The organism is Planosporangium thailandense (assembly GCF_011947195.1).
Classification (GTDB): Bacteria; Actinomycetota; Actinomycetes; order Mycobacteriales; family Micromonosporaceae; genus Planosporangium; species Planosporangium thailandense.
This window is the reverse complement of sequence record NZ_JAATVY010000015.1, coordinates 63,772-85,379: the sequence shown is the minus strand read 5'-3', so window position 1 is coordinate 85,379 and position 21,608 is coordinate 63,772. Positions and strand designations below refer to the sequence as shown.

Below are 21,608 nucleotides of genomic sequence, written 5' to 3'. Positions count from 1 at the left end.
GTTCAGTTCGGCTCCGGTACGTCCGGCGGGATCAGCAGCCGCAGATCGTCGTCGGTGGCCGTGGTGAGCAGGCTCAACCGCTCGGCATGGTTGGTGATCATCGATTCCAGTACGTGCCGGGCGTACCGGCCGTTGCCGAACGTGCGGTCCCGCGGCACGAGCGTGAAGTGGCGCTCGAGGGCGTCCATCGTCAGTGGCGGGCAGCGGTAACCGGACTCGTGAGCCCGCTGCTCGACGATCGTGACCAGCTCCGGGGGCGTGTAATCGGCGAACTCGACCCGCTGGGAGAACCGCGACGCCAGGCCCGGGTTCGCGGCGACGAACCCGGCCATCTCCTCGGCGTAGCCGGCGACGATGACCACCACCTCGTCCCGGTGGTCCTCCATCAGCTTGACCAGCGTGTCCACCGCCTCCCGTCCGAAGTCGACGGCGCTGCCGCCGACGGGCGTCAGCGTGTACGCCTCGTCGATGAACAGCACGCCGCCGAGAGCGCGGGTGAACGTCTCCCGGGTCCGCTGGGCGGTCTGGCCCACGAACTCGCCGACCAGGTCGGCGCGCGACACCTCCACCAGCTGGCCGCGGGGGAGCACCCCGAGGGCGGCCAGCAGCCGGCCGTACAGCCGCGCCACGGTCGTCTTGCCGGTCCCGGGCGCCCCGGAGAAGATCAGATGGCGGCCGACCGGATGCGTCGGCAGGCCGGCCTGCTCCCGGCGGCGCGCGGCGGCGAGCAGGTTGACCAGCTTGGAGACCTCCTGTTTCACCTCGGCGAGGCCCACCATGGCGTGCAGTTCGGCCAGCAGCGACGGCAGTGACCGCTCGTCGACCTGGCCCGGCCGGGCCGCGCTGGCCGACGCGGCGGCCGGCAGGTCCCGTTCGGTCAGCAGGGTCAGCTCCCGGTCGGTGACCTCGGCCAGCCCCGCCAGCCGGTGCGCCTGGCGCTCCACCATCTCCTCGAAGACCCGCCGGGCGGCCCGGGCGTTGCCGCTGTTGTCGCCGCGGTGGATCCGGTCGAAGTGCCCGTGCAGCGCGGCCCGGGCGTCGGCGTGCAGTTCGTAGCCGTGGCCGGCGCAGAACCGTTCGACGATGGTGACCAGCTCCGCCGGCGTGTAGTCGGCGAACTCGAGCGTACGGGTGAACCGTGACGCCAGCCCGGGATTGGACGCCAGGAACCGGCGCATCTCGTGCGGGTATCCGGCGGCGATCACCACCAGGTCGTCGCGGTGGTCTTCCATCAGCTTGACCAGTGTGTCGACGGCTTCCCGCCCGAAGTCCGGGCCGGCCGCGTGGTCGGGCGGCGCGAGGGTGTACGCCTCGTCGATGAACAGCACCCCGCCCAGGGTGGCCTCGACCTTCTCCGCGGTCTTGAGGGCGGTCCCGCCGACGACCGAGGCGACCAGGTCGGCCCGCGCCACCTCCACCACGTGCCCGGTCCGCAGCATGCCGAGGGCGGCGAGGATCCGGGCGTACAGCCGGGCCACCGTCGTCTTGCCGGTGCCCGCCGGGCCAGCGAAGATCAGGTGCCGGCTGACCGGCGGGGCCGGCAGCCCGGCGTCGCGGCGGCGTCGCGCCAGCCGGTTCAGGTTGACCAGCGTGCCGACCTCCCGTTTCACCTCGGCGAGGCCGACGAGGTCGTCGAGTTCGTGCAGGAGCGGCGACAGCGTGTCGTCGCCCGCACCGGGATCCGGCGGGGCCGGGTCGGCCGGCGCCACGGGCTGGTCGTCCGGAGCGGGGAGCGCCCCGGCGAGGGTCGCGCCGACCTCCGCTCCGTGGTGACCGTCCGCCGGACCGGTGTACGAGGCGGTGGTGCTGTCCGGCCGCCCGTTGCCGCCGCTGTCGAGGTCGACCAGTTCGAACCGGGTCGACGCGACCCGCTGGTCGACACCGGCTCCCGCGTTGTCGCGTACGGCACAGCCCCGGAGCACCACCGGCTCCGCCGTTTCCACGACCACGCCGTCGCCGGTGTTGCCGGTCAACCGGCTGTCGACGAGCAGGCCGCTGCTTCCGGCGGCGAGTCGGACCGCGGCGCCCCGGCAGCGGTGCACCCGGCTACGGTTGATCGACACGTCGCCGCCGCCCTCGACGCGTACGCCGTCGCTGCCCGCCCCGGTGACCTCGCACTCGCGCAGCACGGCCCGGCCCCCGGCGTCGATCAGTACCCCGACATCGGTACTGCCGGTCAGCACCACGCTGTGTACGAGGGGATTCGCCCCGTCCGCGGTACGCAGCCCGGCGAAGCGGGTGTCGCTGACCCGGCTGTCGGAGATCCGGCCCCGGCCGTTGTCGACGACGACGATGCCGTGGCCGCCGCAGCCCGCGATGGTGGCCGCCCGGATGAGCGGGCTCGCGTCCCCCTGGATGCCGACGCCGTGCCCGGTGACGTCACGTATCCGCAGGTCCTCGAACGAGCCGGCCGCGCCGCCGAGGACGAGCAGACCGGTGTCGGAGCAGCCGGTCACCTCGGTGTCCCGTACCCGCGGGTCGCTGGCCTCACCGACCCAGACCCCGACCGCCGGCGCGCCGGTCACCTCGCACGCCTCCACCGTGCCGCGGGCCGCACCCGCGATCCGGACACCGTTGCCGTGCGGGTCGGCGACCCGGCAGCGGCGCAGGACCGGGTCGGCACCGTCGTCGATCAGCACGCCGTGGTCACCGCTGCGCTCGATGAGGCAGTCCTCGACCACCGGTCGGGACCGGCCGGCCACGTACAGACCCACGTCCCGTACGTCGTGGATGCGGCAGTCGCGGAGCAGGGGTGCGCTGTCGTGCTCCACCGCCACGGCCGGTTTCCCGGTCGCCGAGATGTCGCAGTCGGTGTAGCGGCCGCGGGCGGCGCCGGTCACGCAGATGCCGTTGCCGTGCACCTCACGGATCACCGCCGCGTGCACCGCCGGGTCCGCGCCGCCGGTCGCCACGATCGCCGAGGTGCCGATTCCCGTGAACGTGCAGTGCTCCACGAAACCGCCCGAGGCGCCGTTGACCACCACCCCGGCCCCGGCCGGGTTGCGCACCCGGCACCCGCGCATCCCCAGCGTGCCGGGGGCCAGGGCCATGGCCGCCGCGAACGACTCGGCCCGTAGCTCGCAGTCCTCGAGCGTCAACCGGCCCGAGCGCACCTCGACGCAGGCGCCGTCGGGGTCGCCGTCGCCCGACAGGACCAGCCCCACCACCGTCACCGCCTCGGCGGTCGACAGCAGCGCGGGGCCGGTCCCGGGCGCCACCCGTACGCTGCCCGCTCCGCTCGCCGCGGTGACGGTGACCGATGCCACGATGGCCAGGCTCTCCGGGTACTCGCCGGGCAGCACGTTGATCACGCATCCGGAGCGGGCCGCGGCCAACGCCTCCCCGATGCTGCGGTACGCGGCGGTGACCGCCGGATCCCGGGCGACGGTGAGCACCCGGGAGGTCATCGGCGCGACCTCCAGCCGGGTGTGAGCGGGTGGGGCAGCAGGTGGCGGACGGTTGCCGGATCGTCCCGTCGGCCGCATCGACCTGGTCCGTGCACCGCATCAGCGTAGGCGACCGTGTCGCGGCCGGGACCCACCCTCCCGGTCGGTCAGTCGACTTCGGACACTTCCGGCGGAGCCTTGGCCCGCCGGCCGGTGCGGCGATCGTCACGGCGGCGCGGGCGGAAGTGGCGAGTCACGCTGGTCGATAGCTAACATTGACGACCATGGCCGTCTTAGCGAGTACCGGATGATCGTGCCCGAGCAAGGCGGCGACCAGGATTCGTCCGTGCCCACCGAGCTGCGGCTGGTCCGGCCGTTCGTCATGCCGGTGGTGCCGATGGACCATCCGGCCGAGGACGATCCGGCCTACGGCGCCCCCGACGCCCGAAGCGCGGACGACAACGGGCCGGTACCGGCCCCGCCGGCGCGGGCCCCGCTGTCGGCCGCCCCGCCGCCGGCCGCCCCGCCGCCGGCCGCCCCGCCGCCGGCGCTGCCGGTGTCGGGCGGCGGGGACGGCGACGGCGCGCCCGCTTTCCCGGTTGCCGGCCGGAGCCCACGCCGTCGGCGCGTCGCCGTACCGCTCGCCGTGGGCGTCGCCGCTGCCGTGGCGGCCGCCGGGGTCGGCATCGTGAGCCTCCGCTCCAGCCACTCGGACGCGCCGATAGCGCGGACGGCCGAGCGTACGGACCCCACCGCGGGCGGCGCCGACAAGCCTGCATCCGCTCCCACCAGCGCGGCGAAGGCGGCCGCCGGCGGCAGCGGTAGGTCACCGGCCCCGTCCGCGCCGCGATCGAGCGGGTCAGCCCGGTCGGTCGGGCCGGCCGCTGCCAGCTACACGGCCGTCGCGGGGCAGAGTTGCCCGCAGGCGGCGGGTACGGGCTTCTACCAGAAGGGCTGGTCCGCCGACTGGCGCTCGCGGCCGACGGGCGGCTGGAGCGGTGACGGCTGCGCAGGTCAGGTCGTGGCCGTACCGATGAGCGGTGACGCCAACCAGGATGACCCGGACAACGTCGTCGTCTGGTCGTTCCGTACCGGTACGGTCAATCGCGGCTCCTGCGCGGTACGCGTCCACGTGCCGGGTACCGGGGACCCCACGGACGCGGCGGGCAAGCCGGCCCACTACGTCGTCTACGGCAGCGTCGACGTAGGGGGCACCGCCGCCGGTTCGTTCGACGTGGACCAGACGGTGAACCAGGGGCGCTGGGTGGAGGCGGGCAGCTTCCCGGTCACCACGGGACAGCTGGCGGTGCAGATGGTGACCCGGGGGGTCGACTGGGGACCGGGCCGCGACGGCGCGCACCTGGGGGTCTCCGCGTTGCGGGTGGACTGCCGCGCGGATAACGGGCCCCGGTGACCGGGCGCGCGCAGCCGTCCGCGCCGGTGGTCCGGTGGTGCGGACCGGTCATGGTGGTCGGCGAGCCATCCGTACCGCTGGCGGCACTGCCCGACCTGCCGGCAGCTCCCGAGACGCTCACCGTCCTGGTGGCCGCGGATCGGTCCCCGTCGGCCACGGCCCTGGTCGACGTGGTCGGCAACGCCCTGCCGGCGGGCTGCCGGGCGCTCCGGCTCGTCTTGTCGGGGGCCGGGAGCCCGCGCCGCGGCGCACCCCCCGTCGCGCAGCTCGTCGCCGACCTGCTGACGCTGCCGGTGACGGCGCCGGACGGGCCGGTGCTGGTGCTGCCCGGCAACCTGTTCGTCCCCGACGGCGGCCAGTGGCTGACCTTCAGCCCGCAAACGCCGCCGGTGGCGCACGGATCGCGCGCGCCGGCTCCCCGCTGGCAGGGTGCGCTCGCCGCCGTGGCGACCGCCGCCGGGCCCCTGCGCGCGACACCCGTACCGGCCGGCCTGTGGGTGTACTCGGCTACCGACGCCGGCGGCGGCCACGATGATCCGGCCTACGCGGTGCCGGTCCACCCCGCCGGGGTGACGCTCGTGGTCGGGCGCCCCGGCGGGCGGGACGTCGATCCGGACGCGCTCCTACGGTACGTAGGTGACCTGCCGGCCGCGCTACGCCACCACCTCGTCCTGGTGCCCTACGGGCCGGGGGGACGGGTCGTGGACACGGTGGCAACGCGGCTGGTCGCCGCCGGGGCCGTCGTCGAGGTCGCCGCGGGCATGCCGGCGATCGGGCCCGGCGGGTCGCCGGTGTCGGTGACGGTCGACGCGGACGGCCGGCCGGCGGCTCGCCCGTACGCGCAGCGGCTGCGGTACCGCCGGGGCACCGCCCCCGAACTGCTCGAGTGGCTGCCGCCGGTCGATCGCGACGCCACCCTGGAGCCGGGTGTCCAGCGACTCTCCGACGGCTGGGTCGTCGAGGTGGTCCGTTGTGGACTGTGGGTACGCGGCGGCCGGGCGGATCCGGCCGCCGTTGTCGCGACCCTGCCCGCCGACCCTGACCGGGTACTGCTGGTGGTCGGTTCCCCTGGGGTGGCCGCCGGCGATGCCTGGCCGGCGGTGGCCCAGCTGCTGGAGCGGCTACCCGAGGACGTGCGCCGAGCCGTGCGGTTCGTGCTGTCGGCGGGGGCCGGTGTGGCCTGGAACCCGCCGTTCGGCGACCGGTACGGGGCGCCGTGGCAGCTGACCGCCGACGGCCGCCTGGTACGGGAACCAGAGCGGGAGCCGGAACCAGAGCCGGAACCGGAGCCGGAACCGGAGCCGGAGCCGGAACCAGGGCCGGAACCGGAGCCGGTGACGCCGCACGCGGCGGTACCGGAACGGGAGCGGGCCGCGGCGACCACGGCGCCCGAACCGGAGCAGGACGGGACAACCGCGCCGGACCGACCGGCTGCGAGCGTTCCCCCGGTCCCGGTCGGCCACCGCAGTACGCCGGAAGAACGTCAGCGGGTGCGCGAACTTCTGGGGCGCCGCTTCGACGGGCACGCCCGGGCGGTGACCGGTCTGCTGGCCCAGCGGCCCGGGCTGCGCGGCGCCGCTGCCGGCGAACCGCGCGACGCGGCGTTGGTCGATCTCGTCGCCGTGCGGGCCAGGCTGGTCGACGGCGACCTGTGCCGCCCCGAGGAGGAGGCCGCGGCCCGGGCGCTCGCCGGGTGCGTCACCAGCGGCCTGGCCCGGCTCCCGGCCTACATCGGGCCGGTCACGGGTAGCGCCGACCCGCGGTCACGAGCGTTCGAAGCGTCCCGGTCCGGTCAGCGCGTGTCGACGCCGTCCCTGCTGGTCACCGCCCCGCCTGAGGCACCCGCAGGAGGCGGCGAAGCCGGCCCCGACCTTGTCGCCTGGTCGCTGACGGGGCGTCGGGTCGGCGACCTGATCGCCGATGGGCGCCGCGAGACCGTGGTGTTCGCACCGGGTACGGAGTTCACCGTGCTGGCCGTCGATCCGGGCGACGGACCGTGGCGGCGCGTGTGGCTGCGCGAGGCGGTCGCGCCCGGCGACGCGGCGGCCGGCGGCGACGTGCGGACCTCCTCAGGACCCGACGACCGGACGGTTCTCCACCGGCTGTGCCAGGCGACCGGGGTCGAGCGGAGCCCGGAGGGCGGCCCGCATGGCGAATGAACGGGGGGTGGGAAGCGGCCCGCGCGGGCGCTGACCGTACGGCGCCGCGCCGGGGTGCCGCCGCAGGTGTGCGAGACGGTCGCCGGCCAGACGACGACGCGGTGAGTGTCCACCTTGGAAAATGTTGCCGGTGCGGTGCTGTTCCTGAGCTCCCGGCTGAACGGCAACGTCAGCGGCGAGATCGTACGGGTGAGCGGAGGTAGCTGGTGCCCACCTCGGGAGTGTGGCAGATCGACGGCAAGCTGTGCCTGGTGACCGGCGCGACGAGCGGCATCGGTCAGGTCGTGGCGCGGGAACTGGCCCGGCGTGGCGCCCGGGTCCTCATGGTCGCCCGCGACCGGGTACGCGGGCGGTCGGCGGTGGAGCGGATCCGCGCCGGCGTCCCAGGCGCCCGGGTCGAACTGCTGACGTGCGATCTCGCCCGGCTCGGCGACGTCCGCAAGCTGGCCAAGGCCGTCTCGGACCGCTACGACCACCTGGACGTGCTCGTCAACAACGCCGGCGTGTCGAAGTTCAGCCGGGAGGTGACCGAAGACGGCCTGGAGACGACATTCGCGGTCAATCACCTGGCGCCGTTCCTGCTGACGAACCTGCTGCTCGACCGGCTCATCGCGGCGCCGCGGGCGCGGGTGGTCACGGTCTCGTCCGACGTGCACAAGCAGGTGCGGTCGGTGCCGTGGGACGACCTGCAGGGCGAGCGCGAATTCAAGCCGCTGCAGGCGTACAACCGGTCCAAGCTCATGAACATCTGGTTCACCCGGGTGCTCGCGGCGCGACTGAGCGGCACCGGGGTCACCGCCAACTGCCTCAACCCGGGTTTCGTCCACACCGGGCTGGCCCGGGAGGCGAGGGGCGCGTTCGCGCTCTTCACCCGGCTCACCCGACCGTTCCAGAAGTCACCGGAGCAGGGCGCACAGACGGCGATCCACCTGGCCATCTCGCCGGGGGTCACGGACGTGACCGGGGCGTACTTCAGCAACAGCAAGGCGGCCGAGCCGAGCCCCCTCGCGCGCGACGACGACGCCGCACGGCGGTTGTGGGGGCTCAGCGCCGCCCTGTGTGATCTCCCGAGCGGGCTCTGACCGGCACGCGGCGCGGGCCGGGGCCGGGTGGGTGATTGGCGCATCGGCCGCCGGGTCTCGCGCTTTCACCGGTGTGAGGGGTACCAGTGACGGTCGTCAACCCGTACCGTGTGCATGGAAGCCCCCACTGGTCGACACGGATGAACAGGGGATGGCTGTGGGAAACGTCCTCGTCAGTCCCACGTGCCCGGATAGTTCAGCAGTCGCCGTACGCCTGCAGGGCGAGATCGATGCCGCTGCCGGTGCCGATCTGCGAAGCATCCTCATCGACGTGATCATGCACTGCAGGCCGGCCCGGATCCTGATCGATCTGCGGGAGGTCACCGCGGTGGACGCCTCGGTGATCGGTACCCTGCAGGCGGCCTACGACCTGGCCCGCGACGCCGACCTCGCCTTCGCCATCGACAGCGACGGCTCCCCGCTGGCCGCCGAGCTCGGCCGCATGGATCTTCCCTAGGCGGTTTGGACGCCCGTCTCGCGCTCCGCCGGGAGCGGTAGCCGATGAATACCCGCCAGGTGGCGGATGTCTGCCCGCACCGATTCGCCCATAGTCACAGACAGCGTCCGCCGCCCGGTGAAAACGGCGGACCGGCCTGCCGAACGCCGCTGTGCAGCGGTCGTAGGTAACCGCTGGGCGTGTGGCAGGCCGGCCGCCGCGAAGCCGCCGATTCGTGGGTGTGTACGACGGCTTCCGTCGAAGGGAGGAAACGCTTCTACAGGTCGTAGTAGATCGGCGGCGTCGCCGTCGCCGGAGAATTGCCGGCGGTCGCGGTCGCGGTCGCGGTGGCGGTGTCCGGCGTGGTGACGACGGGCCCGTTGTTCGTCGCGGGGCTCAGGTCGTAGTAGATGTTCGGGCTCGTGGCCGTCGTACCGGCTACGAGCCCACCTGCGGCGGCCGCCGCCAGAGCGAGGCCGATCACGCTGCGCTTGATCTGCATGGATACTCCCGCGCGTTGGGTGATTTCTGCCTGATGCCTGGCCAGACGATTGTCACCGTGCCAGATCCGACCGGGCGGGGTCAGCGACCGCGGCGTTAAGAGAAAGGCAATCCTCGGCGGCGGCGCGGCGACGTTACCGTGCGCGCCGACAATTCGGTGCGGCGGTATCTGTTTCCGCTTGAGCGAAGCCGGACCGCCGCATTCAAAACAGATTTGCTAGATGTACAGAACCTGAACTGAACATTTATATGCGGCAAATTGAGGGGTAGCGTTGGCACATGGCCGACGCTCTCCTGGCAGAGCCCCTGATCGGTCGCCAGACTCAACGCGACAGCCTGACCGGCTGGGTCGGAGAGTTGGTGGCCGGCGGAGGTCGGGCCGTGCTGCTGGAGGGTGAGCCGGGGATCGGCAAGTCCGCGCTGGTGCGCGCGGCCGCCGCAGAGGCGAGGGCCGCCGGTTGCCAGGTCTTCTGGGCCGCGTGCGACGAGCTGAGTCGGGCGTTTCCGCTCCTGCCGTTGCTCGAGGCGCTCGGCGTGCGGGAGAGTGCCGACGATCCGGCGCGCAAGGCGATCATGCGGATGCTGCGCACCGGTTCGGGCACGGGGAGCGCCGTCGAGCCGGTCGTCGCGGCCGCCGAGCAGTTGCTGGCGCTGGTCGACGAGCTGTGCGGTGCGGCCCCCGTGCTGCTGGTCGTGGACGACCTGCAGTGGGCAGATCCGGCGACGGTCCTGGCCTGGGCGCGGCTCGCCCGGTCGGTGCGGCAACTGCCGCTGCTCCTGGTCGGAGCGCTGCGGCCGGTGCCGCAGCGCGACGACCTGCGTACGCTCCGCCGGACCGTGGATCCCGACGGGTTGCTGCACGTTCAGGGCCTGCCCGAGCCGGAGGCCGCCCGGCTCGTTTCCACGCTCGTCGCCGGCACGCCCGGCGCCCGGCTGATGCGGCTGGCCAGGGGCGCGTCGGGCAACCCGCTGTACCTGACCGAGCTCGTCAACGCGCTCGCCCGCGGGGGCCGCCTGGTACGCGACGACGGCCGGGTCGAGGTGACCGGCGGACCGACGCCGGGCTCGTTGCCGGACGCGATAGCCGACCGGTTGGAGTTCCTGTCGACTTCGGCGCGGGCGGCGCTGCGGGCCGGGGCGCTGCTGGGCGTCGACTTCTCGGTCACCGAGCTGGCCGCGGTGTCCGGGCGGTCGCTCACCGACCTGCTGCCGGCACTGGACGAGGCGATCGCGGCCGGGGTGCTGCGTGACGACGGCGCAGGGCTGGCGTTCCGGCATCCGCTGATCCGTACCGCGCTGTACGACGGCATGCCGGCGGCGGTGCGCGCCGCCTGGCACCGTGACGCCGGGCGGGCGTTGGCGCGGCACGGCGCTCCGGTCGAACGGGTCGCGCGGCAGCTCCTGCCCGCGCTGTGCAGCGCCGGGTCGCAGGCCGGTGCGGCGGACGACTGGGTGGTGCGATGGCTCGTCGAGTCGGCCCGGCCGTTGATCGGCCGCGCACCCCGGGTCGCGATTCCGCTGCTGAGGTGGGCGCTCGCCGGCACACCCGCGGCGGCCGGGCCGCACGATCTGCTGGCCTGCCGCCTCGCCGAGGCCCTGTGCCGCGTGGGTGAGGTGACCGACGCCGCGCAGGTGGCCAGCCGGGCGCTCGCCCACGCGCCGCAGCCCGATCTCGTGGTCGACCTCCACGGGACGCTCGCCCAGTGTCGGGCCACCGAGGGCCGCTCCGAGGAGTCCCTTGCGGCCCTGGAACGAGCCCTCGGCGACCCGGGACTCCCGCCACCGCACCGGGCCCGGCTGCTCGTTCTCGTCGCGCGGGTGCACCGTGGTCTCGGCCACGTCGACCAGGCGGGCCGGGTCGCGGCCGAGGCGTTGGCCGAGGCCACCGCGACCGGCGACGGTTGGGCCGTCGGCTGGGCCCTGGCCGTACTGACCATGGTGCACGGCATGCGCGGCGAGGTCGTCCACTCCCTCCCCCTCTTCGACCGGGCGCTGACCGTGACCGAAGGCGAGCCGGCCCTGGCCGACCTGCGGATGCTGCTGCAGATCAACCAGGCCAACGCGTTCAGCGACCTCGACCGGTACGACGACGCGATCGCCGCCGTGCGGCACGTCCGGCGAAAGGCCGACAGCGCCGGCAACGTGGTGCGCCTCGGACAGGCCGAGAGCCTGCTGGTCGAGCTGCTGTTCAACACCGGGCGATGGGAGGAGGCCCTGGCCGAAGCCGATCTCGTCGACCAGTCGCCCGGCGCGTTCCGCGACCCGGTCGTCGAGTGCTGCCGGCGTGGTATCGCGGCCACCATCACGCTCCATCATGGACAGGGTGCCGCCCGGCACCTCGCCGCGCTCCAGCCGTACGCCGACCGGCTCGGCAACCGGATGGTCTATCCGCTCGCGCTGGCCAGGAGCCTCGAACGCGAGCAGGCCGGCGCGCCCGGGCAGGCGCTGGCGGTGCTGATGGAGGCGCTCTCCCGCTCGGCCGAGGAGCAGGCGGAGACGGCGCCGCTGCTCCCGGACGCCGTACGCCTCGCGATCGAGGTGGGGGATCTCGCCACGGCCCGGGCCGTCGTCGTCCGCGCCGCCACGCTGGTGGACGGCTCGACGGCGCCGTACCGGCAGGCGACCGCGCTGCACACCCGCGGCCTGCTCGAGCACGACCCCGTCCAGTTGCTGCGCGCCGCTGACCGGTACGAGGCGGCCGGACGTCCGTTGCCCCGGGTACAGGCACTGGGCGCCGGCGGCGTGGCGCTCGCCGACTCCGGCGACGTCGTGGCGGCGCGGGCTCAGTTCACCCATGCTCTAGCCGGGTACGAGGCGCTGGGCGCGCAGTGGGACCTCGCTCGCATCCAGGCCCGGTTCCGCGCGTACGGCATCCGGCGCGGTCCCCAGGCGAAGCACCGGCGCGTACACCACGGCTGGGACGCGCTCACGCCGACCGAGACGAAGATCGCCACCTTGGTGGCGCGCGGCATGTCCAACCCGCAGATAGCCGCACAGCTGTTCCTGTCCCGGCGGACCGTGCAGAGCCACGTCTCGCACATCCTCACCAAGCTGGGGGTCCGCTCGCGGATGGACATCGCCCGGGAGGCCACGCGCAGGGAACGCCTACCCGAGCCGTGAGCGACGACGGTTGTTGCACATCGGTACGACGTACCACCAGGCGCCGAACCAGCCCATCGTGCCGGCGGCCCACCACGCGGCGAACCGGCCGTCGAAGACGACGTCGATGACCAGCAGGGCCGCGGCCCCCACCGAGAGCAGCAGCAGGAGCAGGCCGTACACCATGAAGCGTGCCGTCGCCGCGACCAACTGGCGCTTGAGCCGCCGCTGGAAGAGCATCCGGTGGCACGGCACGGGTGCGATCAGCATCGCGGCCGACGCGGCGCCCAGCAGGAGGCTGACGCCATACACCCCGCGCTCGAACCCGGTGAGGTACGCGAAGCGCGGCGTGAAGGCCAGCGCCAACAGACACGCCAGCAACACCTGTACACCGGTCTGTGCCACCCGCAGTTCCTGGAGAAGCTCGCTGTAACGGCGGTCCGTGCGTCGCATCGGACTCTCCCGCTGCCGGTCCCCGGCGGGTGGCTTCGTCATCGGTATTCTCCCTCCACCTCGGGGCCGGCGCTCTGGTGTGCCGAGGGCCGGACCGGTTGCCACGCTGCGGTCAGTACACCGGCGTTGTTCCGCCAGCGGCAGACGAGCGGTGCGCGCGGTGACGTGGGCGCGCCGGACGGGGATCCGGGCGCGCGCTCGGCGACGAGCAGGTCGACCCGCCGGGGCGCCGTGGCCGGCGACGCGTCCCGGCGGCTGTGCCTGCGCAGCACCGTCCACGGCAGGATGTACCACCAGGCGGCGAACCACATGACGGTGGTGAATCCGAGCGCGGCGGCGAGCACGGACCCGAGCACCACGTCGAGGATCAGGACCAGGACGCAGTTCAGCGAGGCGAACAGCAGCGCCATTCCCCCTGCGGCGCAACGGTTCGCCAGGGGGAGGGTCGCCGCCTTGAGGCTGCGGCGGTAGGCGACGCGGTTGGCGCACGCGGGCGCGATGAGCAGGGCGAGCGCGAGGGTGGCGAGCACGAGCGCCACGACGTACAGGCCGCGCCGGTAGGAGGTGACCGAGCTGAAGCCAGGGTTGAACGCCACCCAGAGCAGGAACGCGAGGAGCACCTGCACACCGGTCTGGGCCACCCGTACCTCTTGCAGGAGTTCGGTGTAACAGCGGTCCAGGCGTTGGGTCGGCGTCTCACCGCGGACCCGGTAGTTCCACAGATCGTGGGTTTCGGCGGGGTCGCTTCCGATGCGCGCCCCGGTGGGCACTCGGCCGGTCTGTATCGCCATGGCGCTCTCCCTGCTCGCTGCCGCCGCCTCGGGGCTGTCCCGGTGGACGGTTGCATCGAGCGTGGTCGAACGACGTGGCGGAAACACCCGCCAACATGCGGTATTCGAACCATCGAACGCGGCGTGACCACCGGGCCCGGTGGTCACGCCGCGGCGGTTTCGCGGTCAGTTCCAGATGTCGCTGATGGGGCTGACGGAGCACGAGTTGGCGACGCAGCCGAGACCGGTCAGGCTCTCGAGCGTGCGCAGGACCGTGTAGTGGGTGATGTGTTCGGGGTAGCTGCCGGTCGCGACGTGCGCGCCGTAGAAGACGGTGGGGATGCGGTTGCTGGCGCTCCGGTCGTCTTCGTCGAACGTCACCACGAGCAGGCTGTTGTGGGTCGTGGCCCAGCTGGCGTAGGCGCCGAGGTTGTTCTTCAGCCAGGTGTCGCCGGTGGAGACGCCGCAGTCGTGCATGTCGTCGCACAGGTTCGGCACGACGAACGAGATCTTCGGCAGCGTGGTGTAGTCGGTGGGGAAGTCGGCGAACCGCAGGTTGCTCGACGACGGCACGTTGCTGAAGTCCACCCAGGGGTTGTGCTTGCGGGCGTACTGGCCGGACGTGCAGCCGGTGTACCCGTCGGACGGCATGCTCTCGGAGTACCCCTTGAAGGTCTGGCCCGAGTTGATGAGCTGATGGCCCAGGTTCTCGGCGGAGTACGTGTGCGGGCAGGAGTCGTCGGTGAGCCCCTGGGTCGAGCCGGAGAACAGGGCCAGGTAGTTGGGTTCGCTCGGGTGGGTCACCGCGAACGACTGGGTCATGTTCGCGCCGCCCGAGGCCAGCGAGGTGATGTACGGCGCGCTGGAGTTTCCGACAACCTCGCTGTACGAGTGGTTCTCCTCGACCACGACCAGGATGTGGTCGTACGCGGGCAGCGCTGCGGCGGCGACCGCTGCCGGTGCCGGTGCCGCTGCGCCGACCAGCGCGCTGGCGAGGCTCATGGCGAGGGAGACGGCGACTGTGGAGATCCGCATGGAGCACTCCTTCGGAGGGCGTTCCGCGGGACGACCGCGGCGGACACCTGTCACGGTCCCAGTCGCCCGGTGACGCGGCGGTAACCGCATGCGACGTCGATACCAATTGCCCGCGACGCTCCGGTGCGTGCCGGGCCGGCCTCATGGGGAGGAGCGGTCGGCGAGCCGGCGCTCGACCCGTTCGGCCACCGCACGGAGGTAGGCCGATCGCTCGTGACGGACCTGCGCGTTGGGCGAGTGCGGACCGTGGCGGTGCAGCGCCTCGGCCAGCCGCTGCTCGAGGCTGAGCCGCTCGCCGCTCGGGCCCACGGTCTGGTCGGCGTAGGTGAGCGCGTCCGACACCGGGGTGTGCTCCCGGGGGTACGCCAGGAGCGCGGCCTCCAGGCCCCGCGCCCGGGCGACGAAGATCGCGCCCGAGTGGTGGGCGACGAGGGCGACCACTCGTGCCGGCCAGTGCCGCCGGTCGAGGAAGCGGGCGCCGTCGAGGGGGTGGAAGCCGGTGTCGACGAGGGGTTCGGCGTAGCCGATGTCGTGCAGCCACGCCGCGGCGACGAGGACCTCGTCGTCCTCGCCGGCATCGAGCGTGCCGAGGAGCTGTTCCGCGCGCCGGGCGACCGCGATCGTGTGCCGCCAGCGTTCGGGAAGCCCGGCCAACTGGGTCTGTGCCAGGTCCCGCGCGTTGTGGACGAGCGCCGGAAGCGTCAAGGCATCCATGTCCGTCACGCTAGGAGGGCAACGGTACGAGCCGTTGGCCGCGGCGGTGAACATCAGGTGACCCGTTCGTTGCGCCCGACTGACCTGCGGACCGCCGGTCAGAGGGGCTCGCCGACCGACCTCCCGGCGCGGAGGTCCGGACGCTCCGGGGCCACCCGCTGTCGCGGCATACGCACCTCGTCGTTCTCGGGCACCAGGCCGGTGTCGATGACGCTGCCCGCGCCGGGCCGCAGCGGTACCGCCACCGCCCGGGTACCCGGGTCGACGTCGGCGGCGGTCGGCGCCCGCCGCACCGCGCGTACCAGCAGGACGAGCAGGGGCACCAGGACCGCCGCGGTCAGTACGAGGTTGAGCGGTCGGGGCGGCCCGGTGACGAGCCAGTAGGCGCCGGCCGCCAGCGCCGCGGCGGTCGGCATGGTCACCAGCCAGGCGACGGCGACGCGGCCGAAGACGGACCAGTTGGCGCTCGTGCCCCGGTTGGTGAGGCCGACCCCGGTGATGGCCCCGGCGACGGTGTGCGTGGTGGAGACCGGGGCGCCCATCGCGGTGGAGGTGAACAGGGCCATCGCCGCGCCGGTTTCGGCGGCGAAGCCGCTGACCGGCCGCAGTCGGGTGATGCGCATCCCCATCGTGCGGACGATCCGCCAGCCGCCCGACAGCGTGCCCGCCGCGATGGCGGCCTCGGCCAGCAGCATCACCCACAGCGGGATCGGCAGCTTGTCCCCGGTGGCGTGCAGATGACCGGTGCTGACCAGGAGCGCGGCTACCACGCCCATGGTCTTCTGGGCGTCGTTGCCGCCATGGCCCAGGGATACCGCGGCGGAGGAGGCGAGCTGCGCCCACCGGAACCCGCGTTCGGTGCGCGCGACATCGGCGCGGGCGAACACGAGCCGGAGCACCACCATGATCAGACCGGCGAGCAGCAGGCCGGCGAGCGGACTGATCACGATGAACAGCGCGGCTTTCTGGACGCTGGCCGCCTTGATCGCGTCCGGCCCGCCGCGTACCAGCCCGGCGCCGACGAGCCCGCCGATGAGCGCGTGCGACGAGGAGGTCGGCAGCCCGAGATGCCAGGACAGGTAGTTCCAGCAGATCGCGCCGAGCAGCGCGGCGAACACGACGGCCATGCCGAAGTACTCGGACTTGACCGTCTGCCCGACCGTGTTGGCGACCGCCGTGCCGACGACCAGGAACGCGACGAAGTTGAACAGCGCCGCCCACGCCACCGCCCACCGGGGGCGAAGGACGCGGGTGGCGACCACGGTGGCGATCGAGTTCGCGGCGTCGTGAAAGCCGTTGGTGTAGTCGAACAGCACCGCGAGCCCGATCAGACCGATCAGGGAAAGCGTCGCTACGCCCATGGCGGTGGCACTGCCCGAGGCAGGTGGCTCGGCGGTGACCCGAACACGAACAGTAGATGACGTGCTGCCGCGCGGGCAGCGGCCCGGCTCGTGTACGGCGGTGTAGGTCGCGCACGTCATGGCGATCTTGGACACTTGTGCCGCCTATAGCCGGCACAAGTGTCCAAGATCGCCAGAACCGGGTGGCTAGCCGCGCAACGTGGGAGCCGCATCCTGGCGCGCGACGCTGCGCAGGGTCACGCCCAACGCCAGGACCGACACCGCGATCATGAACGCGCCGAAGCCCAGGAGCGCGGTGGTGGGGACGACGACCAGCGGGGGCGGTAGGACGAAGAAGAGCCCGAGCACCTTTATCGAGACGATGCTGAGGCCGATCCCGACGGGTACGCCGATGAGCAGGCTGAGGACCACGGTGATGGCACCCTCCGCGGCCGGCGCCGTCAGCACCTGCCGGGTCGTGGCGCCGATGGCGCGTAGGATCGCCGACTCGCGGCGACGTTCGAGAACGAGGAACGCACCCAGGACCGCCACACCCACCCCGGCGATCACGGCGGCCGCGACCGACTCGAGACTGCCCAGGCCGCGGAGGTCGAGCGTGGTGAGCCCACGCTCCTCCTGCTGGACATGCTGGGCGAGCGTGGTGATCATGAGCCCACGGGTCTGCCGGCGTACGTCCTCGGCCACCCGTACCGACGACAGGCCGGGCGCGACGCGGGCGAGGTAGTAGTCCGCGGGCGCGGGGGACTGGACGGCGGTGGACGTGGTCACCACGCCGACCGCCGGGTCGGTCGGCGCGAAGGCGCGGTACACCCCGGCCACCGTGAGGTTGATGTTGCGGAGCCGCTTCTGGTCGTCCGGGAAGATCGTGATGTTGAGCGTGTCGCCCACGCTGACCGAGAAGTCGTCGGCGACCTGGCTGGATACCAGCACGGCGGTGGGGTTGGCGGCCAGCGCGTCGAGCCCCTCGCCTGTCACCATCCGCGGAGCGCTCGCGATGGTCTCCCGATAGGAAGCCACGTCGATCGCCATGATCGGCAAACTGTCGCTGCCGAGCCGGCTGGGAACCATGCGGATCGGAGTCGTCGCGGCGACCTCCGGGCCGAGCGCGGGCACGGCCGTCGCCGGAACGGCGGTGGAGGTCAGGCGCAGGTCGGCGCCGAAAGCCGCGAGGGTGTCCGACTGCCGGGCCACCTGGTAGGTGGCGGCGAACGTGACCACGTTGGTGCCGAAGGCGACGGCCAGGGCGCCGAGGATGACGGCGGTGCCCGTACGGGCCGGACGCCGGCCCAACCAGCGCAGCGCGGTGCCCAGCCAGGTCGCCAGCGGCCGTGGACGGGTCGGGCTGGTTGCCCTGACCAGCAGCCCTCGCAGCAGGCGGACCAGCAACAGGGTCAAGCCCAGCCACAGGGCGATCGGGGCGAGGAGAACGTAGAACGCCAGCGCGAGGTCCTGGGCCTCGAGTCCGGTCTGCCGCAGCCCGCCGGTCCACGCGTTGACGCCGAGGATCGCGCCGGCGACCGCGATGAGGACCAGTTCGAGGCGTACGCCCGTCCAGACGGTCGAGCGTCCCCGGTCGAGCAGCCGCCGCTGGTTGGTGATCTCCGGCCGCCGGGCGGCCCGTACGAGGGGGACGAGCCGGACCGCGGTGGTCAGGAACCCGGCGCCCACCGCGATGAGCGCCGTGGTGACGAGACTGTCGAGAGGGGTGTCCCGCCAGACCTGCCGGCCGGTCACCGCGTCGACGGAGGCTGCGGCGACCAGCAGGCCGAGCGCCGCCCCGATCACGCCGGCGAGCACGCCCTGCGCGGCGGTGAACCGGGCCAACTGGCCGCTGGTGGCGCCGCGCAGTTGGAGGAGCGCCTCCTCCCTGCGGTGCGCCTCCACCAACGCTGAGGCCGCCGCCAGGCCGACCCCGGCGGCCACCAGCGCGCCGGGAAGGCCCAGCAGGAGAAAGAGGATCTTGGCATTGGTGGCGTCCTCCTTGGCCGACGTGAGGGCGTCGGCGGCGTTGTCCGCCACGACGACCGCGCCGGGCGACTGCCGTTCGAGTACCCGCCGCAGACCGTTCGACCAGCGCAGCGCCTGGGCCGGATCGGTCGGGTACGACGCGTGGTCGACGGTGATGTGTGTTTCGAGGGTCGCCGCCGGGAGTTCGCCGCTGCCCTGGTCGAGCACCTGGTCGCTGTGGTCGACCTGCGGCTGTCGTAGGGCGGGCAGTACCGAGCGCTCGAACGTCGCGTAGTCGATCACCAGCGCCTTGGGCACCTCGTCGATGTCGCCCTGCGCGTCGCCGACGGGAACGGCGAACCAGGGGTTGGCCTGGCGTAGGTCGATGGTGCCGCGAACCGGCAGGGAAAGGGACGGCGGCTTCGTGCCCTCCGCGACATCGGGAAGGGTCATGGTGACGGTGGACGCGGCGCCGAATCCGGCCGTGGTCCGCAGCGACTCGCCGAGCAGGGCGCCGTCGCCGATCCGCCCGCTCACCACCCGTACCCACGGATGGTGAGCGGTGTAGCTGGCGTCGACCGCGAACAGGCGCGCGGGCACCTGCCCGGGCACGCCCGGTGCGCTCAGGACCACGTCGGCGGCCGCGAACCGGTCGATCTGCCGTACGTGTCTGACGGCGGCCAAGCGGCGGTCGACCGGCGCCATGTCGACGTTGACCGACGTGGCGACGGCGCGCATCTCGAGTTGGACCGGTGCGAGGGCGTGTGACGTCATGGAGCGGACGGCCCCGTCGACGAACAGCAGGGTGGCCCCGAGCATCGCGACCGGGAACGCCACTCCGACCGCGGCCAGCAGGAGACGCCGGGGAGCGCGCCGCACGCTGTGGGCGAGGAGCCAGAGCATCAGTTCGTACCTCCGGAACGGTCGTCCTCCAGGGCGGCCGGGTCCAGGTGACCCGAGTGGAGGTTTACGACGCGATCTGCGAGCTGGGCGACGGAAGGGTCATGGGTCACGAGTACCACCGCTGCGTGCTGCTCGGTGGCGGCGCCGACGAGCAGCCGGGTGACGACCTCTGCGGTGGCGGAGTCGAGGCTGCCGGTGGGCTCGTCGGCCAGGACGACGGCCGGCCGGGACACGAGCGCCCGGGCGATCGCTATCCGCTGCTGCTGGCCGCCGGAGAGCTGGTCGGGCAGCTTGGCCGCCGAGTCGCTCAGGCCGACCCGGTCGAGGATCTCGGCCGTGCGGTCCCGGCGCTCCGTACGCCCGACCCCGCCCACCAGCAGCGGCACCTCCACGTTCTCGGCCGCTGTCGCCTGTGGAAGCAGGGACATGCCCTGTGGAATGAAGCCGCAGGCGTGCAGGCGCAGCCGGTCGCGGGCCCGCCCGCGCACCGAACGCCAGTCCACGCCGGTGATCAACGCGCACCCGTCGTCGGGATCGTCCAAGCCGGCCAACAGGTACAGCAGGGTGCTCTTGCCGGAGCCGCTCGGCCCCATCACGGCGACGACCTCGCCGCGCGCCGCGGTCAGCGACACGTGGTCCAGGCCGCTCACCCGTTGCCCACCGGCGCGGTACCGGCGGGTCAGCGCGATCGCTTCCACCGCGGGTTGTTCAGTCGCCATCGTCGACCTTTCCGTCGCGCATGACGAGCCGGCGGTCGGCGCGCTGTGCCACCTGGGGGTTGTGGGTCACGGTCAGGATGGCGAGCGATTCCCGCTTCCGCAGATCGTCCAGCAGGTCCAGCACTCGTTCGGTCATGGCCTCGTCGAGCTCCCCGGTCGGCTCGTCGGCAAGGAGGACGCGTGGCCGGGCCGCGAGCGCCGTCGCTATGGCGACCCGCTGCGCCTCGCCGCCGGACAACTGGCCGGGGCGGTGGCGGCTGCGGTCGGCGAGGCCCACCTCCGCGAGCAGCAGGTCGGCGCGCTGGTATGCGCGGCGGCGGCGCTGTCCGTCGAGGCGTAGCGGGAGCGCCACGTTGGCCCTGGCGTTGAGCAGGGGATGAAGGTTGTCGCGCTGCATGACGACGCCGATGTGTCGCCGCCGGTGGCGTGCCCGCTCGCCCGGGTCCAGTCGCGTCAGGTCCTTGCCGCCGACAATCACTGAGCCGGCGCTGGGCCTGAGGAGCCCGGCCAGGACGTGCAGCAGTGTGCTCTTGCCACTGCCCGATGGGCCCATGATGCTCGTCCAGGACGCGGGCTCGACGACCAGGTCGGTGCCGCGCAACGCGACGGTCTCGACCTCGCGTTCCTGATAGATCTGGTGAAGATCGCGAGCCTGGAGCGCGGGCGTGGTGTCCTCCATGCGTTTCTCCCGTCGACCGTTGGCGTAACCGCTGAGCGCTACCGGAGCCACCCTGCCTCCTGGGCGATCCGGATGGCGTCGATGCGGTTGCGGGCCCCGGTCTTCGCGATGGCCTTCGACAGGTGGTTGCGTACCGTGCCGGGAGCCAGCAGAAGCCGGAGCGCAATCTCCGCGACCGACGCGCCCTCGGCAGCCAGGCCGAGGACCTCCAGCTCACGAGTCGTGAGACTGCATTGGGTACCCCTCATCGCCGCCACCGCGACCCGCGGGTCCATCACCCACTCGCCACCCGCCACGCGCCGGATGGTCTCCGCGAGCACCCCGGGCGGCACGTCCTTGACCAGATAGCTCGGCATGCGGCCGGGCCGGCGGGAGGGCAGGATGACCGGCTTCCTCGGATCGACTAGGATCAGTATCGCGGTCTCCCGTACGGTGTCCTGCAGCTCTGCGACGGTTGCCAGCACGTCGTTCGTCACCTGGTCGGCGCTCATCACGACGACGTCGGGCCGCAGGTCACCCGCGAGCGCGACCAGGCGCGCATCCGTCCCGAGTTCGGCGACCACTTCGATGTCCGGCTCGCGGGCGAGCAGCGCGACGAGCGCGCCCCGGGTCAGCAGCATGTCCTCGACGATGAGCACTCTGGTCACGGCGGACCCCGGGAGAGAGTCCCGAGCGGTTCGCTCCGCGACGCGGTGCCCGGTGTCGTCGACGAACGCGGGGGATGATGTCGCGGGGGCTATCCACGCCATGGTGACGTGATGGAGTCTTCGTGAAATTCGTTCACGGTTGCTGAATTACCTCGATTCACGTCGATTCTTCAGCGAGAGTGAAGATTCTTCAGTGAGGGTGAAAGGTTGCGCGGCGCGGTGCGACTGGTGGAGCAAGCAAGATCTTGGCTCGGCCGATGGGCGAAATCTTCACCCGCTCCGTGTGGCCAGGCGTTTTCGTCC

At 72.8% G+C, this 21,608-nt stretch carries 16 protein-coding genes; 5 read left to right on the top strand and 11 right to left on the bottom strand.

Going from position 1 to position 21,608, the window contains the following annotated elements; genetic code table 11:
- Positions 1-2 precede the first annotated feature (2 nt).
- Entirely contained in the window at positions 3-3,407 is a 3,405-nt protein-coding gene (locus HC031_RS20190) for a right-handed parallel beta-helix repeat-containing protein (RefSeq protein ID WP_167926926.1), read from the bottom strand.
- A gap of 325 nt (positions 3,408-3,732) precedes the next feature.
- On the opposite strand from HC031_RS20190, the gene HC031_RS20185 reads away from it, so the two are divergent.
- The 4 genes from HC031_RS20185 to HC031_RS20170 all read left to right on the top strand — a co-directional run bounded on the left by HC031_RS20185 (position 3,733) and on the right by HC031_RS20170 (position 8,498).
- Positions 3,733-4,800, top strand: a complete 1,068-nt coding sequence (locus tag HC031_RS20185) for a hypothetical protein (RefSeq protein WP_167926925.1) — start codon at positions 3,733-3,735, stop codon at positions 4,798-4,800.
- Positions 4,797-6,959: a hypothetical protein gene (locus HC031_RS20180; protein WP_167926924.1), complete on the top strand. Its 2,163-nt coding sequence runs from the start codon at positions 4,797-4,799 to the stop codon at positions 6,957-6,959. Before HC031_RS20185 ends, HC031_RS20180 begins: the two co-directional genes overlap by 4 nt.
- 206 nt (positions 6,960-7,165) lie before the next feature.
- Positions 7,166-8,041: an SDR family NAD(P)-dependent oxidoreductase gene (locus tag HC031_RS20175; RefSeq protein ID WP_167926923.1), complete on the top strand. Its 876-nt coding sequence runs from the start codon at positions 7,166-7,168 to the stop codon at positions 8,039-8,041.
- A gap of 151 nt (positions 8,042-8,192) precedes the next feature.
- Entirely contained in the window at positions 8,193-8,498 is a 306-nt protein-coding gene (locus HC031_RS20170; protein WP_167926922.1) for an STAS domain-containing protein, read from the top strand.
- 256 nt (positions 8,499-8,754) lie between these two features.
- Here the strand turns inward: HC031_RS20170 and HC031_RS20165 are convergent, their stop codons facing one another.
- Positions 8,755-8,979 carry a hypothetical protein gene (locus HC031_RS20165; protein ID WP_167926921.1) on the bottom strand — a complete coding sequence of 75 codons (225 nt, stop codon included), beginning with the start codon at positions 8,977-8,979 and terminating at the stop codon, positions 8,755-8,757.
- Between the two features lie 278 nt (positions 8,980-9,257).
- Between HC031_RS20165 and HC031_RS20160 the strand changes: the two genes are divergently transcribed.
- On the top strand, positions 9,258-12,098 hold the full coding sequence (locus HC031_RS20160) for a helix-turn-helix transcriptional regulator (protein ID WP_167926920.1): 2,841 nt from the start codon (positions 9,258-9,260) through the stop codon (positions 12,096-12,098).
- Here the strand turns inward: HC031_RS20160 and HC031_RS20155 are convergent.
- The 9 genes from HC031_RS20155 to HC031_RS34445 all read right to left on the bottom strand — a co-directional run bounded on the left by HC031_RS20155 (position 12,084) and on the right by HC031_RS34445 (position 21,305).
- Complete coding sequence (locus HC031_RS20155; RefSeq protein WP_167926919.1) at positions 12,084-12,572, bottom strand: DUF6328 family protein; 489 nt, start codon at positions 12,570-12,572, stop codon at positions 12,084-12,086. The genes HC031_RS20160 and HC031_RS20155 overlap by 15 nt on opposite strands.
- Positions 12,569-13,321, bottom strand: a complete 753-nt coding sequence (locus HC031_RS20150; protein WP_205862995.1) for a DUF6328 family protein — start codon at positions 13,319-13,321, stop codon at positions 12,569-12,571. The genes HC031_RS20155 and HC031_RS20150 overlap by 4 nt, the downstream gene beginning before the upstream one ends.
- A gap of 165 nt (positions 13,322-13,486) precedes the next feature.
- Positions 13,487-14,335 (bottom strand): alkaline phosphatase family protein, encoded by an 849-nt coding sequence (locus tag HC031_RS20145; RefSeq protein WP_167926918.1) that lies wholly within the window; start codon positions 14,333-14,335, stop codon positions 13,487-13,489.
- A 141-nt stretch (positions 14,336-14,476) separates the two neighbouring features.
- Positions 14,477-15,049, bottom strand: coding sequence for an HD domain-containing protein (locus HC031_RS20140; protein ID WP_167926917.1), 573 nt, complete (start codon positions 15,047-15,049; stop codon positions 14,477-14,479).
- Between the two features lie 98 nt (positions 15,050-15,147).
- Positions 15,148-16,410 (bottom strand): inorganic phosphate transporter, encoded by a 1,263-nt coding sequence (locus HC031_RS20135; RefSeq protein ID WP_167926916.1) that lies wholly within the window; start codon positions 16,408-16,410, stop codon positions 15,148-15,150.
- Positions 16,411-16,596: 186 nt separating this feature from the next.
- Entirely contained in the window at positions 16,597-19,260 is a 2,664-nt protein-coding gene (locus HC031_RS20130) for an ABC transporter permease (protein WP_167926915.1), read from the bottom strand.
- Complete coding sequence (locus tag HC031_RS20125; RefSeq protein ID WP_167926914.1) at positions 19,260-19,979, bottom strand: ABC transporter ATP-binding protein; 720 nt, start codon at positions 19,977-19,979, stop codon at positions 19,260-19,262. Before HC031_RS20125 ends, HC031_RS20130 begins: the two co-directional genes overlap by 1 nt.
- Positions 19,969-20,658: an ABC transporter ATP-binding protein gene (locus HC031_RS20120; RefSeq protein ID WP_167926913.1), complete on the bottom strand. Its 690-nt coding sequence runs from the start codon at positions 20,656-20,658 to the stop codon at positions 19,969-19,971. The genes HC031_RS20125 and HC031_RS20120 overlap by 11 nt, the downstream gene beginning before the upstream one ends.
- A gap of 38 nt (positions 20,659-20,696) precedes the next feature.
- The gene (locus HC031_RS34445; RefSeq protein ID WP_167926912.1) at positions 20,697-21,305 is read right to left on the bottom strand and encodes a LuxR C-terminal-related transcriptional regulator; all 609 of its coding nucleotides are present in this window, start codon (positions 21,303-21,305) and stop codon (positions 20,697-20,699) included.
- Positions 21,306-21,608 lie beyond the last annotated feature (303 nt).

Bases quoted from the DNA above. Each gene is read 5' to 3' on its own strand.
- HC031_RS20190 (WP_167926926.1), bottom strand. From the start codon at position 3,407: ATGACCTCCCGGGTGCTCACCGTCGCCCGGGATCCGGCGGTCACCGCC.
- HC031_RS20170 (WP_167926922.1), top strand. From the start codon at position 8,193: ATGGCTGTGGGAAACGTCCTCGTCAGTCCCACGTGCCCGGATAGTTCA.
- HC031_RS20165 (WP_167926921.1), bottom strand. From the start codon at position 8,979: ATGCAGATCAAGCGCAGCGTGATCGGCCTCGCTCTGGCGGCGGCCGCC.
- HC031_RS20160 (WP_167926920.1), top strand. From the start codon at position 9,258: ATGGCCGACGCTCTCCTGGCAGAGCCCCTGATCGGTCGCCAGACTCAA.
- HC031_RS20155 (WP_167926919.1), bottom strand. From the start codon at position 12,572: ATGACGAAGCCACCCGCCGGGGACCGGCAGCGGGAGAGTCCGATGCGA.
- HC031_RS20150 (WP_205862995.1), bottom strand. From the start codon at position 13,321: ATGGCGATACAGACCGGCCGAGTGCCCACCGGGGCGCGCATCGGAAGC.
- HC031_RS20145 (WP_167926918.1), bottom strand. From the start codon at position 14,335: ATGCGGATCTCCACAGTCGCCGTCTCCCTCGCCATGAGCCTCGCCAGC.
- HC031_RS20140 (WP_167926917.1), bottom strand. From the start codon at position 15,049: ATGGATGCCTTGACGCTTCCGGCGCTCGTCCACAACGCGCGGGACCTG.
- HC031_RS20135 (WP_167926916.1), bottom strand. From the start codon at position 16,410: ATGGGCGTAGCGACGCTTTCCCTGATCGGTCTGATCGGGCTCGCGGTG.
- HC031_RS20130 (WP_167926915.1), bottom strand. From the start codon at position 19,260: ATGCTCTGGCTCCTCGCCCACAGCGTGCGGCGCGCTCCCCGGCGTCTC.
- HC031_RS20125 (WP_167926914.1), bottom strand. From the start codon at position 19,979: ATGGCGACTGAACAACCCGCGGTGGAAGCGATCGCGCTGACCCGCCGG.
- HC031_RS20120 (WP_167926913.1), bottom strand. From the start codon at position 20,658: ATGGAGGACACCACGCCCGCGCTCCAGGCTCGCGATCTTCACCAGATC.